The organism is Candidatus Binatia bacterium (assembly GCA_036563615.1).
Classification (GTDB): domain Bacteria; phylum Desulfobacterota; class Binatia; order UBA12015; family UBA12015; genus DATCMB01.
Window position 1 is genome coordinate 328,423 of sequence record DATCMB010000014.1, and the last position, 17,204, is coordinate 345,626.

The 17,204-nt window shown below is 69.6% G+C and carries 11 protein-coding genes; 3 read left to right on the forward strand and 8 right to left on the reverse strand.

What is annotated here, in order from left to right; all coding sequences use genetic code 11:
- Window positions 1–82: 82 nt before the first annotated feature.
- The gene (locus tag VIS07_11890) at window positions 83–2,839 is read right to left on the reverse strand and encodes a bifunctional acetate--CoA ligase family protein/GNAT family N-acetyltransferase (GenBank protein HEY8516206.1); all 2,757 of its coding nucleotides are present in this window, start codon (window positions 2,837–2,839) and stop codon (window positions 83–85) included.
- Between the two features lie 186 nt (window positions 2,840–3,025).
- On the opposite strand from VIS07_11890, the gene VIS07_11895 reads away from it, so the two are divergent.
- Window positions 3,026–3,997 carry a YihY/virulence factor BrkB family protein gene (locus VIS07_11895; protein ID HEY8516207.1) on the forward strand — a complete coding sequence of 324 codons (972 nt, stop codon included), beginning with the start codon at window positions 3,026–3,028 and terminating at the stop codon, window positions 3,995–3,997.
- Window positions 3,998–4,018: 21 nt separating this feature from the next.
- Here VIS07_11895 and VIS07_11900 read toward each other — a convergent pair whose 3' ends face one another.
- The 3 genes from VIS07_11900 to VIS07_11910 form a co-directional block, all read right to left on the reverse strand.
- Entirely contained in the window at window positions 4,019–4,765 is a 747-nt protein-coding gene (locus VIS07_11900; GenBank protein ID HEY8516208.1) for a glucose 1-dehydrogenase, read from the reverse strand.
- Window positions 4,762–5,622 carry an acyl-CoA thioesterase II gene (gene tesB / locus VIS07_11905; GenBank protein HEY8516209.1) on the reverse strand — a complete coding sequence of 287 codons (861 nt, stop codon included), beginning with the start codon at window positions 5,620–5,622 and terminating at the stop codon, window positions 4,762–4,764. Before tesB ends, VIS07_11900 begins: the two co-directional genes overlap by 4 nt.
- 225 nt (window positions 5,623–5,847) lie before the next feature.
- Window positions 5,848–6,270: a DUF3597 domain-containing protein gene (locus VIS07_11910; GenBank protein HEY8516210.1), complete on the reverse strand. Its 423-nt coding sequence runs from the start codon at window positions 6,268–6,270 to the stop codon at window positions 5,848–5,850.
- Window positions 6,271–6,843: 573 nt separating this feature from the next.
- Here VIS07_11910 and VIS07_11915 point away from each other — a divergent pair.
- Window positions 6,844–7,560, forward strand: coding sequence for a carbonic anhydrase (locus tag VIS07_11915; GenBank protein ID HEY8516211.1), 717 nt, complete (start codon window positions 6,844–6,846; stop codon window positions 7,558–7,560).
- Between the two features lie 383 nt (window positions 7,561–7,943).
- On the opposite strand, the gene VIS07_11920 is transcribed toward VIS07_11915, so the two are convergent.
- The 4 genes from VIS07_11920 to VIS07_11935 all read right to left on the reverse strand — a co-directional run bounded on the left by VIS07_11920 (window position 7,944) and on the right by VIS07_11935 (window position 15,010).
- Entirely contained in the window at window positions 7,944–8,657 is a 714-nt protein-coding gene (locus VIS07_11920) for a hypothetical protein (protein HEY8516212.1), read from the reverse strand.
- Window positions 8,658–8,818: 161 nt separating this feature from the next.
- Window positions 8,819–9,106, reverse strand: a complete 288-nt coding sequence (locus VIS07_11925; protein ID HEY8516213.1) for a hypothetical protein — start codon at window positions 9,104–9,106, stop codon at window positions 8,819–8,821.
- Window positions 9,107–9,291: 185 nt separating this feature from the next.
- Entirely contained in the window at window positions 9,292–10,734 is a 1,443-nt protein-coding gene (locus tag VIS07_11930; GenBank protein HEY8516214.1) for a metallophosphoesterase, read from the reverse strand.
- A gap of 502 nt (window positions 10,735–11,236) precedes the next feature.
- Complete coding sequence (locus tag VIS07_11935) at window positions 11,237–15,010, reverse strand: hypothetical protein (GenBank protein HEY8516215.1); 3,774 nt, start codon at window positions 15,008–15,010, stop codon at window positions 11,237–11,239.
- 844 nt (window positions 15,011–15,854) lie between these two features.
- Here VIS07_11935 and VIS07_11940 point away from each other — a divergent pair.
- A complete protein-coding gene (locus VIS07_11940) occupies window positions 15,855–17,156 on the forward strand; it encodes an AarF/UbiB family protein (GenBank protein HEY8516216.1) in 1,302 nt (433 codons plus the stop codon).
- Window positions 17,157–17,204 lie beyond the last annotated feature (48 nt).

A 17,204-nucleotide genomic window follows, 5' to 3' on the forward strand; every position in this document is an offset into this window, starting at 1 on the left:
GGCGGGCGGAAGCTTCTTCATCGCAAGGCGACGCGCCACGCCGCCCCGCCCGCTCCGTCACCGGCTCGCCCCGTCGTGTCCGTCAAGTAGAGCCACGCAGATCGAGCTCCGCGCGCACCAGCGTGGCGTCATCCGGCGAGATCCGCAGGTGGAAGCCCGCGCGCTGGCTCGTGCGGCGCATGCCGGCGTTGCTCGCCAGCATCTCGGCCCAGATGCGCTCGAGTCCTTCCGCGCGCCCGACCGTCACCAGACGACGCAGGAGCTCGGTGCCGAGGCCGTGGCGCTGCCAGCGGTCCGCAATCAGGATCGCGAACTCCGCCTCGGGCAGGCCGCGCGCCTTCGACAGGCGTCCGATGCCGGCGATCTGCCGCTCGCCGGTCTCGGGATCGCGGTACTCGGCGACCAGCGCCATCTCGCGGTCGTAGTCGATGAAGCAGATGCGCGTCAGGCGCTCGTGCGCGGTGCGCTGGCTGAGCTTCAGGTGCTGGAAGTAGCGCGCGTAGACCGTCTCCTCCGAGAGCTGCTCGTGGAAGCGGACCACGAGCGGCTCGTCGGCCGGGTGGATCGGCCGGATCGTGAAGGTCGCGCCGCTCGGCGAGCGCCACTCGTCGACGTACTGCGTCGGGTACGGGCGGATCGCGGGACGCGGCAGCTTCGCGGGGTCGGTGTCGGGCGGGTGCAGGACGACGCGCGCGTCGAGCGTGATGAGCTGCTTCGCGGACGCGAGCAGCGGGTTGATGTCGATCTCGGCGATCCAGGGGTGCTCGACGACGAGCTCGCTGAAGCGCACGAGCAGCTGCTCGAGCGCCGCGAGGTCGACCGGGTCGCGGCCGCGCACGCCGTGCAGCGCCTTCGCGATCTGCGTCCGCTCGATCATGCGCCGGGCGAGCGTCGTGGTGAGCGGCGGCAGGCCGAGCGCGCGGTCGCGCAGCACCTCGACCAGCGTGCCGCCCATGCCGAAGAGCAGCACCGGCCCGAACTGCGCATCCACGCTCGAGCCGATGATCAGCTCGTAGCCGCTGTAGTTGATCATCGGCTGCACGGTGACGCCCTGGAAGTGCTCGTCGCCCTTGGCCTTCGCGACCGAGGCGCGGATCGCGCGATAGGCTTCGCGCACGGCGTCGGCGTCCTTGAGATTGAGCTTGACGCCGCCGACGTCGGTCTTGTGCGTGATCGTGTGGCTGAACAGCTTGACCACCACCGGGTAGCCGATCGCGTCGGCGGCGCGCACGGCGTCGTCCTCGCTCGCGGCGACGCGCGTGTCGGTGACCGGAATCCCGTACGCCGCGAGGATGTCCTTCGATTCGTCCTCGGTGAGGATCGTGCGGCGCTCGGCGCGCGCCTTGTCGATGATCGCCGCGACGCGCTCGCGCTCCGCCGTCGGCGCGGTGCTCGCGGGCGTCTCGTAGAGCGCGCGCAGGTTCTCCGAGAAGCGCCACAGGAAGTTGAACATCTGCACCGCGACGTCGGGGTACTCGTAGACCGGGATGCCGGCCTTCTGCAGGAGCTGCGTCCCCTCCTCGACGCCGCGGCCGCCCATCCAGCTCGCCAGCACCGGACCACCGGTGCCGCGCGCGAGCCCGCTGATCTGCTCCGCGCTGCCCGTGGGATCGGTCATGTCCTGCGGGGTGAGGATCACCAGCAGGCCGTCGCTCTCGGGATTCTTCGCCGCGATCTCGACCGCCTCGCGGTAGCGCTGCGGCGGGGCGTCGCCGAGGATGTCGATCGGGTTGTTGTGGCTCCAGGCGGCGGGCAGCAGCGCGTCGAGCGCCGACCTGGTCTCGTCGGGAAGCGGCGCGAGCTCGCCGCCGCCCTCGATCAGCGCGTCGGTCGCGAGCACGCCCGGCCCGCCCGCGTTGGTCACGATCGTGAGCCGCTTGCCCTTCGGCCGCGGCTGCTGCGCGAGCACCTCCGCCATGCCGAAGAGCTGCGCGATGCTGTCGACGCGCAGCACGCCGGCGCGGCGGAACGCGGCGTCGAGCACATCGTCGCTACCGGCGAGCGAGCCGGTGTGCGACGCCGCGGCGCGCGCCGCCGCCGCGGTGCGCCCGGGCTTCAGCACGATGATCGGCTTGGTGAGCGCGACCTCGCGCGCCGCGGACAGGAACGCGCGCGCGTCGCCGATCGTCTCCATGTAGATGACGATGCTCTTCGTGTGCGGGTCGTCGCCGAGGTAATAGATGACGTCGCCCCAGCCGACGTCGAGCATCGAGCCGAGCGACACGACGGTGCTGAATCCGGTGTGCTCGCGGTGCGCCCAGTCGAGCACCGCGGTGATCAGCGCGCCCGACTGGCTGATGAAGCCGACCGAGCCCGCGCGCGCGATGCCCGCCGCGAAGGTCGCGTTGAAGCCCGTCACCGGGTTCATCACGCCGAGGCAGTTCGGGCCGACGATGCGCAGCCCGCCGCGCTGCGCGGTCGCGAGGATGCGCGCCTCGAGCGCGGCGCCCTCGGGGCCGGTCTCCTTGAAGCCCGCGGAGATGATGATCGCGCCGCGGACGCCGAGCTCGACGCATTCCTCGACGACGCCCGGCACGGTCTCGGCCGGCGTGACGATCACCGCGAGCTCCACCGGATCGGGCACGGAGGCGAGATTCGGATAGGCCTTCACGCCGAGCACGCTCGAGCGCGTCGGGTTGACCGGGAACACCGTGCCGCCGAACGGGCTGCTGATCAGGTTCGCGAGCAGCGTGCGCCCGACCTTGCCCGGCGTCTCGGTGGCGCCCACCACCGCGACCGAGCGCGGGCGAAAGAGCGCGTCGAGCGGGTGTGCGGCGTGTCCCAGGATCTGGGTGGCGCGGTCGCCGCGATTGGCGGCCGCGGTCGCTCGCGTGGGCATGGGGCATCCTCCTCCGTTCGTCGACCACCATACTCGCGTCGGCGCGCTGTCCCCAACCGTTCCGCAGGGCTGTAGGTTCTGCACGCTCCTCACGCTCCTCGCGCGAGCCCGCGAGTGCAGAGCCGCGCCAGTCAAGCAGCACCGCGCGTCCCGCCGCGGGCACGAGCCTTGCGTCGATCCCGCCTCGTGGGCGACCCCGTCGTACGACCCGAGGACCAGAGCGGACGCGGCCGCGAGGCGCGCACGCCCGCCGGCATTCCGCGCTCGGGCTGGCGCGACATCCTGTGGCGCACGAAGAGCGAGCTCTCGCGCGACAACGCGTCGCTGATCGCCGCCGGGGTCGCGTTCTACGGGCTGCTCGCCGCGTTTCCGGCGATCGCGGCGGTGATCGCGGTGTTCGGGCTCGTCGCCGACCCGGCGTCGGCGACCGAGTTCTTCGCCAACGCGCCGGCGCTGCCGCAGGAAGCGCGCACGATCATCGCCGAGCAGGCGCGGCACGTCGCCGAGACGCCGTCGTCCGCGCTCGGGCTCGGGCTCGCGGGAGCGGTGCTGCTCGCCGTGTACGGCGCCTCGAAGGCGGTCAACGCGCTGATCATGGCGCTCAACGTCGCCTACGAGGAAGAAGAGAAGCGCGGCTTCCTGCGCTTGACGCTGCTCTCGCTCGGGCTCACCGCGGGGATGATCCTGTTCGTGGTCTTCGCGCTGCTGCTGATCGTCGCCGTGCCCGCGCTGGTCGCACTCCTGCCCCTGCCGACGTGGCTCGCCTGGCTCGCGCGTCTGCTGCCGTGGCCGATCCTGTTCTTCGCCGGCATGAACGCGCTCGCCCTGCTCTACCGCTTCGGGCCGTCGCGCCGTCCGGCCACCTGGGCGTGGGTGCGCCCGGGAGCGCTGGTCGCGACCGTCCTGTGGCTCGTCGGCTCCGCCGGCTTCTCGATCTACGTCGCGAGCTTCGGCAGCTACAACGAGACCTACGGCTCGGTCGGCGCGATCGTCGTGCTGCTGATGTGGATGTGGGTCAGCGCCTACGTCGTCGTGCTCGGCGCCGAGCTCAACGCCGAGATCGAGCAGCAGACGAAGCGCGACTCGACGGTCGGTCCGGAGCGCGCGCTCGGCGAGCGCGGCGCGTACGTCGCGGACACCGTCGCGCAGACGCCGTGACGCGTCGCCGAGCGCTCGGCGTCACGCCATCGTGAGCCCGCCGCTCACCGACAGCGTCTGTCCGGTGATGTAGGCGGCGTCGTCCGAGGCGAGGAACGCGACGGCGCCCGCGACGTCCTCTGGGCGTCCGAGGCGACCGAGCGGCACGGCGCGGGTGAGCGCCTGGCCGAGCTTCGGGTTCTCCTGCGCGATGCCATGGAAGAGCGGCGTGTCGGTCGGGCCCGGGCAGACCGCGTTCACCAGGATCCCGTGGCGCGCGACCTCGCGCGCGAGCGTCTTCGAGAAGCCGATCACGCCCGCCTTCGCCGCGGAGTACACCGCCTCACCGCTCGAGCCGACGCGCCCCGCGTCGGACGCGATGCTGACGATGCGTCCGCGGCCGCGCGCGATCATCCCCGGCAGCACCGCGTGCGCGCAGAGCAGCGGTCCCTTGAGATTGATCGCGATCAGCTTGTCCCAGGTCTCGGGGCGGCTCTCGACGAAGGGCTCGACCTTGTCCCAGCCGGCGTTGTTCACCAGCAAGTCGATGCCGCCGAGCTCCTGCTCGATGCGCGCCACGCCGGCGCGCACGCTCTCCTCGTCGGCGACGTCGAGGCGCACCCCGATCGCGCCCTGCCCCGCCTCGCGCGCGACCGCGAGCGCGGCCTGCTCGTCGAGGTCGGTCACCGCGACGCGCATGCCCTCGCGCGCGAGCCGCAGCGCGATCGCCTTGCCGATTCCGCTGCCGGCGCCGGTGACGAGCGCCACCTTCCCCGCGAGTCCGTTCATCGCTTCTCCCGCACGGGCCGCATCAGCCCCTCCTGCGCGACCGACACCACGAGCTGACCGCTGCGGGTGAACAGGTGACCCATGCACAGCCCGCGCGCGCCCGAGGCGGACGGGCTGTCCTGCACGTAGAGCAGCCAGTCGTCGGCGCGGAACGGACGGTGGAACCACATCGCGTGGTCGAGGCTCGCCACCTGGTAGCGCGGGTCCGCCCAGGTGATGCCGTGCGGGATCTGCGCGGTGTCGAGCAGCGTCAGGTCCGACGCGTAGGCGACGACGCACTGGTGCAGCAGCGGCGAGTCCGGAAGACGTCCGCGCGCGCGGATCCAGACGAGCTGGCGCGTGGAGCCCGGCGGCGCGTTCTTGTCTGGCGGCACGTAGCGGACCTCGATCGGCCGCTCGCGTAGAAACCATTGCTTGACCTGCTCCGGCACGCGGCCCATGCGCTCGGTCATCCACTCGGCCCAGGGCTCGAGCGTCTCCGGATCGGGCGCCTCGGGCATCGCGAGCTGGTGCTCGGGTCCGTCCTCGATCTTCTGGAAGGACGCCGACAGGTGGAAGATCGCGTGTCCGCGCTGGATCGCGACCACACGGCGGGTGGTGAAGCTGCCGCCGTCGCGGATGCGGTCGACCTCGTAGAGGATCGGGATCGACGGGTCGCCCGGACGCAGGAAGTACGCGTGCAGCGAGTGCACGACGCGACCTTCGACCGTGCGTCCCGCCGCGACCAGCGCCTGCCCCGCCACCTGCCCGCCGAACACGCGCTGGCGGTTCTCCTGCGGGCTGCGTCCGCGGAAGATGTTGACCTCGAGCTCCTCGAGGTCGAGGAGCTCGATCAGGCGATCGAGAACTTCTTGCATCCGGGTACTGTCGGGAAAAGAATGCGCCGTCACAAGGGACGGCGGCGCGGACGCGCAGCTCGCGGCGGAGATCGTCTTCGACCCGCTCCTGGGCGACGTCCCCCCGCGACGAGACGCACGACGAACGCCGCGCCCCTCACGCCGGTCGTCGCGTCGCGAGTGGTCCGCAGCGGATCACGCCCAGTCGAGCGGCTCCTGCGTGAGCCCGGGCGTGACCGACAGAGCTCAGCTTCTGAGCTCGTCCGGTACGCGGCCGCCGTTCTCGGCGAGCTTCACCATCACCTGCTTGTGCAGCCAGATGTTCATCGTCGCCGAGTCGCTGGTGTCGCCGCGGTAGCCGAGCTCCTGCGCGAGCTCCTTGCGCGCTCCGAGGCCGCTGTCGAGGTCGAGGAGCTTCATCAGGTCGACGATCGAATGCCGCCAGTCGAGCTTTTGCTTGCTCTTGCCAGCGAGGTCGTCGAGCACGGCCGCGACGTCGACCTGCGACATCGGCGCGCGCGCCGGTGCGGCGGCCGCTCCCGCCGAGCCGCCGGCCACGGGCGCGGCGGGTCGCGCGCTCGAGGCTGGGGCCGAGCTACTTGACGCCGTCGTCGCCTCCGCACGCCCGGAGCCGAAGATCTTCCCCAGGATCTTGCCGAAGATGCTCATCGCGCCCTCCTTGCCTCGCGTCGCACGAGACCGTGTCCCACTCGTAGTGGAGGGCGAGAGACGAAAGAACGGCCTTCGCGGAGGATCCAGCCGGTGCTGCGAGCCGGCCCGGCTTTGCAGCCGATCGCGTTCGGTCCTGTGGGGATCTACGAAGCCCACGCCTCCACGACGCTTCCCCGACCTCATCGCGACGCAAGCACGCCGTAGCACGAAGCAGGTTGACGTACGCCTTCGACGTCACCGCTGCGAGGCGCAGCGGGGAAGTCAGCGGATGAACAGCAGCATGCTCGCTCCGTCTCGCCATCTCTCGGCAGCTCGAGATGGACGCGACCGTGCAAGGCGATCGCGATGGCTGGCTCCGGCGTCGCGTCTTTCGTCGCCGACCCGCGAGCGAATCGGACGGGCCTTTGCGGTCCATCCGACATTCGGGTCATAGTCGCCTACCCCGAGGCGGACGAGCTCGGTTTGCCGATCGCGTGCGCTCCGAAAGATCCGCCAGGCTGGAATCACGGGGCTCGAGTCGCGGGCCGCACGACACAGGCGCCGAACGTGCGCCTGGAGGAGGTTTGCCACATGCGTACGAAGAGCGACGTCCGTGAACACACGACGCGAAGGCGCGTCCTCGCGGGGCTCGCAGGCGGAGCCGTCGGCGCGCTCGCCCTGACCTCGCGCGCCGCGCCGAGCCGTGCAGGCGACGTCCCGCCGCGCGATCCGGTGCCCGCGACGCCGGACGAGGCGCTCGCGGCGCTGCGCGCGGGCAACCGGCGCTTCGTCGACAACCAGCCCCGCGTGCGCAGCACGGAGGACATCGAGCACATCTGGGTCGACCTCGCGACCGGTCAAGCACCGTTCGCGACCGTGCTCGGCTGCGCGGACTCGCGGCTCGCGCCGGAGATCATCTTCGATCAGTTCCTGGGCGACATCTTCGTCGTGCGCGAGGCGGGCAACATCGCCGACTCGCCGACCAACCTCGGCAGCCTCGAGTACGCGCAGGCTGCGCTCGGCGCGAAGCTGCTGCTCGTGTTCGGCCACACCTCGTGCGGCGCCGTGCAGGCCGCGTTCGAGGGCAAGCGCCCGGGTGGGCACATCGACGCGATCGTCGACGTGATCGCGCCCGGCATCGCGGGCGCGAGCGACGTCGACGACGCGGTCCGCCGCAACGTCGTCGCCGTGCAGAAGCGGATTCGCGAGAAGAGCCCGCTGCTGCGCGAGGCGGAGAGCGCGGGCAAGATGAAGATCGCGGGCGCGGTCTACGACATCCGCACCGGCGTGGTGAGCTTCATCGAGTGACGCGTCGCCGAGCGCCTTCGGGTGCTTCGCAGACCCCTTCGAGCTGCCGATTTCGATCCCAGCGAGGAGGTCGAAGTCGGTCGGCGTCCCCGCGGTCTCGACGGTCGCCGTGATGACGGCCGTGCCGATCATCGTATCGACCGGGTCGGCCGCCAGCGCACCGTCGATCGGTGCGATGACGGTGAAGACAGCGGCGTTGAGACCGGCGACGAGCCACCCCGCAGGTGCCGTTGCCAGTGATCGTGGGCGGCAGCTTACCGAGCTCGATGCTACCGCGGCTCGAGGTCGACGCCTCCCGGCCTGCATAGACCACATCGAAGGAGCGCTCGAGAGGTGGATCGGGGGCTGCGCGGCAGACGTTTTGAGATCCTCGAACGGGAGAACTACGCAGGACTCAAGAACGCGAGGCGCTGGATGATCTCCGAAGCCTCGCCCGGACCTCCGGCTCGACGACGGACGTACTGGAGCCCACGGTCAAAGAGTAGCTCGACATTCGGGTTCGCCGGATCCAGTGCAGCGTGGAGTGCGTCGAGGTCGGCCTCGTCGATGTCGTATCCCTGGGATCGTGCGTAGACGATGAGGGCGAGCCGGAAGGTCTCGTTCTCGGAGGCAATCAGCGCACGCAGCGTTTCCACCACTGCGTTGATGGTCGCGCGGTTCAGGACCTCGCGTAGCGTCTCACGAAGAAAGTTGGGCGGATCGTCGATCCGGCCATCTTTCAGATCCACCAAGAGCCCACGCACCTCCACATCGGTGAGCGTGCGCAAGAGATCCCGCTTCGCGGCAGACAACAGATCCGCGGGAAGCGTGGGGAGGGCAAGAACTTCCTCGACAATTCGGCCAGGCGCGATCTGCAGCAGCACGAGGAGACTCACGATGCCGCTCGCGAGGTCGCGGTGAAACTCGCCGCTGCGTAGCAGCTCGAGAACCTTGCGCGCCTCCTCCTCGCGGAACGGGACGTTCGCACGATCCGTCGCCTCGCGAACGATCCGCTCGACGAGGTCATGCGTGATCGGCTGCAGATCGTGGTCCGCGCCAGCTGTGGCGGAAGACGAATCTCTATCGTCTCGAGTTCCGAGCGCGGCCAGGAGCAGCATTGGTCCAACACCGAAGCCGCGCACCGACGTACCCGGCAGCAGTTCCGCGAGATTCGCATTCGCACGGTCCCGGAGCTGGTCGCTTAGTTCACGGAGGGACATCCGCCTCCCCATTCGAGTGTCATCAGTTGCGTACGTGCAACCTACGCGGCGCGGCGGCGTCAGCTTCGTGTCCCAAGGACGAAGTACGACGCAACGAAGCCGGGGATCAGCGTGCGCATGAAGCGGTAGTCGTTCTCGTCCCAGCAGCCGAGCGCAAACGCGGCTAGAGCCTGCTGCACGTCGTCGTCGATGTCCGCCAGCGCGAGCTTTCCATCGCGAATCTCGTCGTCCAAGAGCGCGTCGAGATTCGTGTAGAACTGCCCCCGATACACCGCCTTGGTCAGCGGACTGGGATCGACTCCGGCGAGGTACTTGACGACCAGCTGAGATGCCGTGAGCCTCCGCATCGTCTGAGGATCAGGATCGAGCGGGAGCCAGCCCCTTGCGCTTCCATGTGCCCGACACCCACGTCGGCGAGCGCTGCGATAACGCCACGAGCCGGAGTCTCGCCACGCCTCTCGAACTCGAGCTGAATCGCTTCGCGGAACTTCGTTCGCTTTGGGCTCATCGCGTGTCCCTCCAGGCTTCATACTCATGCGGCAAACGAAAGCGACTGCAGCTCCTGATCAAGCCAGTTGCGGTAAGTCAGCGACACACCGTCCGGACCGAGTTGCATCACGCAGAAACCGGTGTTGCCGAGTTCGTTCTCCCGGATGGTGGGGAAACGAGGAGAGGCGTCAACCCATTTCATCTTGCCAAATGCACCGTTGAGCCGGGCAGCGGACTCGCGTCGCTGGACGTCGGCGATATCCACTGGGAAGCCACCGTGCCCGATACAGCTCGCCACGAACGGCGCGTCGTCCGATGGGTCGAAGAGTGCGCAGTAATGCTCATCGCCCCAGAACCACAAGTCGACCAACCACTTGCCCTTCGCGTCGCGCGCATACTTGCGAACATCCTCCAAAAGCGGACGCGCCTCGACATCCCCAAGCCCAAACGGCTCATGCTGGCTCAGAAGGATGTTCTTCAGATCGGCGTCGTATCCCTCGCAAAGTCGGTCGTGCAGCCATTCTCCGAGCTCGGGAGCAAGGTGACGGCCGTCGTTTGCGTAGTCGTAGGCGGTGTCGATGGCGACGATCTGGTGGTAGGGCCCGCGCAGGCAGAAGTAGCTTGACTCCTGCTCCTGCATGCCTGGGTACTCGCCGCGCTTGCGCGCGATGAAGTCGAAGTACGCGAATCCCCCTGACAGCATCTCGTGGTTGCCGTTGAGCGCGAAGACCCGCGACGTCGGAAAGAGGGGCTCAAGTGGCCGGCGCAGATGCGCATCCACCTCTCCCCACGTCCCGGCGTAGTATACGTCGCCCAAATGGATCGCGTAGGTCGGGTGTAGGATCTCGATGGCCTTTGCCACGTAACGAGACCCGTACGTTCCGGTCGCGAAGTCGCTGAACAGCGCGACCGAGATCGTGTCGTTCTTGCCAACCAGGTCGCCGTTCCGAAGCCGCATCGGATAAACAAACCGAGACGTTGCCGCGTGCACGGGACGCCGAGCGCGCTTCAGCAGATGTGCCTTCTGCAGCAACCAATACCCGCCGCAGTTCGCGACCCAGCCGAGCAGATCACCGCGCACTTCGTAGCGTTGCTCGCCTGGCGACACGGTAATCCCATCGTACACGGGGATTCCATCCGGCGGAGGGAACGCCGCTTCGCGTGCCGCACGCGTCGCGCGGAGCTGTGCCGCGAATGGGGCGGGATCGCGAAGTGCCTGCGTGATCTGTCCGACTGCTGCGCGCAGGTCGTTCGCGGACACGTCCTGCTTGACGGTTTTGCGAACGATCGCGACCAGACCGTCAGGGTCCTCCTCGAGCACCCTGGAGAGGGCCTTGGCGATGAATCCGTCGACGACGGCACCTGATGCGAGCTCCTCAGCGAAGGATCCGGACAAGAGCGCGCCCGGACTCGCAAGCAGATGCGCGTCCTCGAGGCGGCCGGTGAAGCCGAGCTCGCGGTAAAGTTCCTTCAGTTCGGTCTCCATCTAGCCGCTCCGTGCCGAGGCCCGCCCAAGTGCGGTCCAATCTTGGTCGGACCGCGAAGAGCACGATACGTGCCGCCATCAGTCAAGTATAAGCCTGTGTCCAGACGACGAATCGCGATCGGCGCTGTGCGATATAATGGACAGCGTGTCCGCTGCGGTGGACTCCACGTTCCACGGCTCGCAGTCAGCGAGTCGCGACGCGATCCACGCAAGAAGTGCGTCGTCGAATGCGGCTCACACGTGAAGCCACGACGCTGAAGTGAGTCCGTCGCGCGAGCACGAGCAGCGTCACGGCCCTGCGAATCGCGAGTCGGTCCCGTTGCGTCATAGCGTGTCTCGGGCGCCGGCGGACCTTCCCCCGCGCCACCGCTCGTCCGACACGTATAGAACGGCGCGCCCCTGCGGAGCTGCGAGCCGGCGATCGCGCAGTCTTGTTCGAACACTCGCCACCGCCGGCTGGCGCCGGGTGGGTTGCCCCCACCCGGCGCCGCCGCGCGTTCGCTCAGTCGTCGAACGCGCTGTGCCAGAAGGCCGCGAACTCGGCCCCGGTGAGCGGGACCGCCGGCAGCGCGAGCGCCGAGCCGGCGTCCTCGAGCACGAGGACGTTGTTGCCCGACGGCGACGGCAGGCCGACGAGCGCGTTAATCACCGCGTCGAGCGAGCCGTCTCCGTTCGGACCGCAACCGGTCGCCACCGGCACCGAGAACGTGCTGTCGCCCTGGGTCGTCCCGGTGACGATCAGCGCCGAGAGCGGTCCGTTCGGGTTGGGTGTGCCGTCCGGATCGAACGACACGAACTCCGCCATCGCGTTCGAGATGTCGGTGTTCGCCGGGTGCAGGACGATCGGATCCGCCTCCGAGCCGATGTAGCAGTTCGGTCCCAGGTCGATGTTCTGGCCGACGAGGTGGATCTTGACCGGCAGCGTCAGGATCGGCCTGCCGACCTCGATCCCGGCGAGGAGATCGAAGTCGGTCGGCGTGCCCGCGGACTCGACGGTCGCCGTGATGACGGCCGTGCCGACCATGGTGTCGACCGGGTCGGCCACGAGCGCGCCGTCGAGCGGCGCGATGAAGGTGAAGGTCGCAGTGTTGATGTCGGCGACGAGCCCACCCTGCAGGTTGCTGTTGCCGGTGATCGTGGGCTCCAGGTTGCCGAGCTTGATGCTGCCGTGGCTCGAGTTCGACGCCACGCACACCGGCGTCACGGTCACGCCGTCGGTGGCGAGCATCGCCGGATCGTCGACCGGGCAGCGGTTGAACGGCGTCCAGGCGCCCGGACCCGCCTGGAACGTGGTGTCGGGCCCGAACGTCGTGCCGCCCGAGTTCGTGGCCACCACGCGCACGTGGTAGAAGTCGCCGACCACGAGCCCGCTGACCGTCCCGCTGGCCTCCTGGTAGTCGTAGCCCGCACGCAGCGCCGATGGCGTGCACGGAACGGTGGTCGCGTTGGCGTAGCCGTTCTGCTCGAACTCGGCCGCGGTGACGAGCTGCACGCTGCAGGTCGTCCGGCGACCGCGCGTGACGATCGTCGCCTCGACGGTCTTGGCCGTCTTGCCGGCGCCGACCACACGCTGCGCGGTGATGAACGGCGCACCCGGTCCACGCGCGCCGTACGCCTGCACGACGTCGAGGACGGCGTCGGTGACGAGCAGGCTCGTCCGCCGACGACCGGCCGGCGAGCCCGCCGACCAGTACGCGAGGCCGCGCGAGTTGGTCGCGCCGCGGAGCGAGAACAGCTCGTCGATGAGCTCACCCGTCGGCGCGTAGATCGCGACGGCGTCGCCGAGGTCGACGTACAGGTTGCCGGTCTTGGGATCGATCGCGAGCGCCGTGCCGGGGCCCGGATCGACCGGGGTCGCCGGCCCGCCGGTGAGCGAGAAGCGCTCCGTCGCCCCGCTGAAGTTGATCAGGTAGACGGCGTCGTTCGCCGAGTCGACGGCGATCGCCTGGATGCCGAACGACGTCGTCGTCCACTGCTGGAGGAAGTTGCCGGCGTGGTCGAACTGGATGACGGTGCCGCTCGCGGCGTCGGCCACCCAGAGGTTGCCGCTCTGATCGACCGCCACGCCGACGAGGACACCGAACGACCCTTGCGGCGTGTTCGAGCCGTCGATCGTCGCGAGCAGCTTGCCGGCCGGGCTGAACTTTTGCACGACGTTGGTGCCCGCGTCACCGACGTACACCGAGCGCCGCGATGGGCTGTTCGAGTTGTCGACCGCGATGAAGGCCGGGACCTCGAACTGGCCCGGGCCCGAGCCCGGGATGCCGGGGAGGCAGGTCGCCGCGGTGCGGCACACCTGGCTCGCGTTGGAGCCGTTCTGCACGCCCCAGCCCCACGCCCTCTGGAAGCGCCCGCGCGCGCTGAAGCGCTGGATGCGCGCGTTGCCGCTGTCGGCGACGTAGAACCGGCCGCCGCGCTGGTCGACCGCGATGCCGAGCGGCGACGAGAACTGTCCGCCGGCGAACCCGCTGCCGCCGAACGTGTCGACCAGATCGAGGAACGAGAGTCGGGTCTCGAACGTGTCGCCGTCACCGGTCGCCGTGCCGACCTGGTTCTCCGCCACGACGCGGAAGTGGTAGGTCGTGCCCGGCTCGAGCCCGGTGATCGTGGCGTTCGCCGTCGCCTCGCCGAAGCCGTCGCCGATCGGATCCGGCGTGCACGGCGCTGTGGCCGCATCGTCGAAGCCGCTCGACTGGAAGGTCGCGTCGTCGACGTACTCGAAGAAGCACGACGTCGGGAAGCCCGACGGAACGATGGTCGCGTCGAGCCGCGCGCTCGTGTCGCTGATCTCCGATGCCGACTCGGCGATCACGATCGGAACACCCGCGGTGCGGAACGTCGTGTCGTTGCCGTTCGTCGTGCCTTCCGCGTTCGTCGCCACGACGCGGAAGTGATAGAGTGTGCTTGACGCAAGACCCGTCGCGTCGGCGCTCACCGGCACGAGGTCGAAGCCCGCGCCGAGGTTCGCCGGCACGCACGGCAGCGTGTCGGCGTCGTCGAAGCCGGACGTCTGGAAGGTCGCGTCGTCGACCAGCTCGAACACGCAGCTCGTGTCGAAGCCCGACGGGTTCACCGCCGCGTTCAGCCTCGCGCTGCTGTCGGTGACGTCGGTCGCCGCCTGGGGGCCGATCAGCGGCGGGCCGCTCGTGCGGAACGTCATGTCCGCGCCGCTCACCGTCCCGACGTCCGAGGTCCCGACGACGAGCTTGAAGTGATAGACCGTCGACGGCGTGAGACCGCTCACGTCGGCCGACACCGCGGTCTCGACCGAGATCGGCGGCGCCGGCACGCACGGCGCGGAATTGCCGTAGTTGGTGTCCGTGCCGTACTCGAAGTGGCACTCCGCGATGTCGCCCGCGCCGGCGGGATCGGCGACGCCGTTCAGCGTCGCGCTGGTCGTCATGACGTTGGTCGCCTCACCCGTCGTCGCTTCGGGCACCGGGACGAGCGGTCCGAAGATCAGGACGCGCGCGCCCACCGACGGGTTCGACGTCACGTAGACGTTGCCGGTCGCCGCATTGACGTCGACGCCGCGCCCGTTGAAGACCAGGTTCTGGCCGAACTCGCTCACGAGGTTGCCGGATTCGTCGAACTCCCGGACGAAGCTCTCGTGGACGACGTAGACGTGGTGCGTCGCGAGATCGACGCCGACCGCACGCGGGCTCTCCTGGTCGATGATGCCGAGGTCGGTGCCGTCGGGTGCGAGCTTGTGCACCGCGTTCAGCCAGGCGATCGCGTAGATCGTGCCGTCGCTGTCGATCGCGAGGTCGCACGGGTTGAAGGCGACGTCGATCGTCGAGAGGTAGGCTCCCGCCGAGTCGAACTTGTAGATCGCCTGATGGCTGAAGTCGGCGACGTAGACGTTGCCGTCCGGATCGACCGCCGTGCCGCAGGCGTCGCCGAACGGACCGTCCGGTGTGGTCGAGCCGTTGAGCTGGTAGAGCAGCGTGCCCGACGCGTCGTACGCCGAGAGCGGTCCGAACTCCGGCAGGACGTAGAGGTTGCCCTCGGAGTCGGTGTCGGAGTTGTCGACCGCGAGCCCGGGCTCGGCGTTGAACGAGAACGGACCGATCTCCGAGAGGAAGTTGCCGTCCGCGTCGAAGCGGACGACCACGCCGTGCTGCTTGTCGATCACGTAGACGTCGCCGTTCGACTGGCGAATGTCGACGCGGTCGGCGTTGTTGCCGAGCGATCCGGCGGGCGTGTCGGCGCCGGTGAACTCGCTCAGCAGCAGGTGGCTCTCCGCCGCCTGCGCGCTCGCGGCGAACGCGCTCACGACGAGGACGGCGAGCGCGAGCCGGGCGAGCCGCGCGGCGAGACGTGCCGGCGGGCTCCCGCCCGGGTCTGCGGCGCGGACGCCGCCGTCGCCTAGCCCCGCTCGTCGTCTGGCGACCGTCGAGCGTCGTCGAACGACCGGGCGAGCAGCGCAAAAACGTGTGAACGACATCGCTTCTCCCTCCTCGGTTCAGGCCGCCGCGCGATCCCCCGAATCCTCATTCGACGCGGCGGGTAGTGGCGGTCTTGCGTGCTGTGCGGACGACGTCGCGCAGGGCGGGCGAGGCGCCGCGCTTCGCGCGGGTCCGGGCTCGAACCGGCCCCGGCAGCACCGCCGGCGCGTCCCGACCGGCCGACCTACGCCGGGTCGAGCTCGCCGAACGGTGGTTCGAGCTGCGCGACATCGCCGTCTCCCGCGGACTTCGTTCTCGTCGCGGACGGGAAGAGGTGGCGGCCAGAGCGCGGCGGGGCCGCTGATCCTCGCTCCCGAGCCCGGTGCCCTTCGGCAAGATCGAGAGAGGAGACCCGCGCGCGGGTCTACGGCATGTCGTGGAATTCGGTGCGCGCGCCCGTCAGCAGTCGACGCCAGTGACCAGTCGGCGCACCAGGCTCATCGCCGCGCTTACTGCCGCGACTCTTTCGAATCAAGGCACTTCGCCGGTTCTTTTTTGCTAGACGCTCGCTCTCTCTGCACACCAGCGCGCGGGTCCGCAGCCGCAGTCCGTCGCCTGCGTCGAGCGGCACGACGGCGAAGGAAGATTCGCCGCTCCGGACGCGCCGTCCGCCGCAGTGGTCCCCGCCGTCCTCGATGCCTATGCTGCGCGGGGCCCGAGCACTCGACCGTCATGCCTGCACCCCGTTCCTCCCTCTGGCGCATCACCGTGCGCAGCGCGCAGATGGCGCGCGCGGCCGTGATCGCCGCCGTGGTCTTCCTGCGCGAGCTCGTTCGCCGCCGCGACCGCGGACGCGACGCGCTCCCGGGCGCGCTCGGCCACGCTTTGACGCGGCTGTGCACGACGCTCGGCGCGACCTTCATCAAGGTCGGGCAGATCGCGTCGACGCGCTCCGACCTGCTGCCCGGTCCGCTGGTCGACGAGCTCGCGCTGCTGCGCGACCGCGTGCCGCCGTTCCCGTTCGCCGAGGTACGACGCATCGTCGAGCACGACTTCGGGCGCCCGCTCGAGGAGATCTACGCGAGCTTCGAGGTGGAGCCGGTGGCGGCGGCGTCGGTCGCGCAGGTGCACCGCGCCGTGCTGCGCTCGACGGGCGACGTGGTCGCGGTCAAGGTGCGGCGTCCCGACATCCTCGAGAAGGCGCGCCTCGACCGCGCGATCCTGCTCTTCGTCGGACGCACGCTCGAGCGCCTGTTCCCGACGCTGCGCCTGATCGCGCTCGAGGGCGCGCTCCGGACGTTCTGCGACGCGGTCGGCCAGCAGATCCACCTCACCAACGAGGCGCGCAACAACGCGCGCTTCACGGCGAACTTCGCCGACGACCCCGACATCCTCTTCCCGCGTCTCCACCCGGAGGCGTGCTCGGACTCCGTCCTCACCATGGACTTCGTCGAGGGCGTTCACGAGGACGAGCTCGAGGAGCGCGGCGTCGACGCGCGCGCGCTGGTCGCGACCGGCATGCGCTGCATCTGCCGGATGATCTTCCTGCACGGCTTCGTGCACGCCGACCTGCACCCGGGCAACCTGCGCTTCCTGCCGCCCGGACGCCTCGTGCTGCTCGACCTGGGTCTCGTCGGTGAGCTCACCGACGAGGATCGCCTGATGACCGCGCGCACGCTGTTCGCGCTCTCGACCGGCGACGGCGTCACGGTCGCGCGGCTCTTCCACGAGAACGCGACGCACGCGGCGACGCCGGACTACGCGGCCTACGAGCGCGAGATGGTGGCGTTCGTCGACAACGTGAAGCGCAAGGGTCTCGCGAACCTGCAGGTGACCGGCGAGATCGGGCGCATCTTCGACATCCTGCGCCGCCACCGCATCCAGGCGCGCAGCCACATGACGATGGTCAACGTCGCGATGATGACGGCCGAGGGCCTCGGCAAGCGCCTCGCCCCCGACCTGTCGCTGACCGACGAGGCCCTGCCCTACCTCGCCGAGGCGCTCGGGTTGCCCGCCCCGCGAGGTGCCGCGTGACGCGGTTGCCGCGCGACGCCGGCAAGGCATAGGGCTGCAGGACGAGCA

Coding starts and splice junctions, on each gene's coding strand:
- VIS07_11890 (HEY8516206.1), bottom strand. CDS start 2,839: ATGCCCACGCGAGCGACCGCGGCCGCCAATCGCGGCGACCGCGCCACC.
- VIS07_11900 (HEY8516208.1), bottom strand. CDS start 4,765: ATGAACGGACTCGCGGGGAAGGTGGCGCTCGTCACCGGCGCCGGCAGC.
- tesB (HEY8516209.1), bottom strand. CDS start 5,622: ATGCAAGAAGTTCTCGATCGCCTGATCGAGCTCCTCGACCTCGAGGAG.
- VIS07_11910 (HEY8516210.1), bottom strand. CDS start 6,270: ATGAGCATCTTCGGCAAGATCCTGGGGAAGATCTTCGGCTCCGGGCGT.
- VIS07_11915 (HEY8516211.1), top strand. CDS start 6,844: ATGCGTACGAAGAGCGACGTCCGTGAACACACGACGCGAAGGCGCGTC.
- VIS07_11920 (HEY8516212.1), bottom strand. CDS start 8,657: ATGCTGCTCCTGGCCGCGCTCGGAACTCGAGACGATAGAGATTCGTCT.
- VIS07_11925 (HEY8516213.1), bottom strand. CDS start 9,106: ATGCGGAGGCTCACGGCATCTCAGCTGGTCGTCAAGTACCTCGCCGGA.
- VIS07_11930 (HEY8516214.1), bottom strand. CDS start 10,734: ATGGAGACCGAACTGAAGGAACTTTACCGCGAGCTCGGCTTCACCGGC.
- VIS07_11940 (HEY8516216.1), top strand. CDS start 15,855: ATGCCTGCACCCCGTTCCTCCCTCTGGCGCATCACCGTGCGCAGCGCG.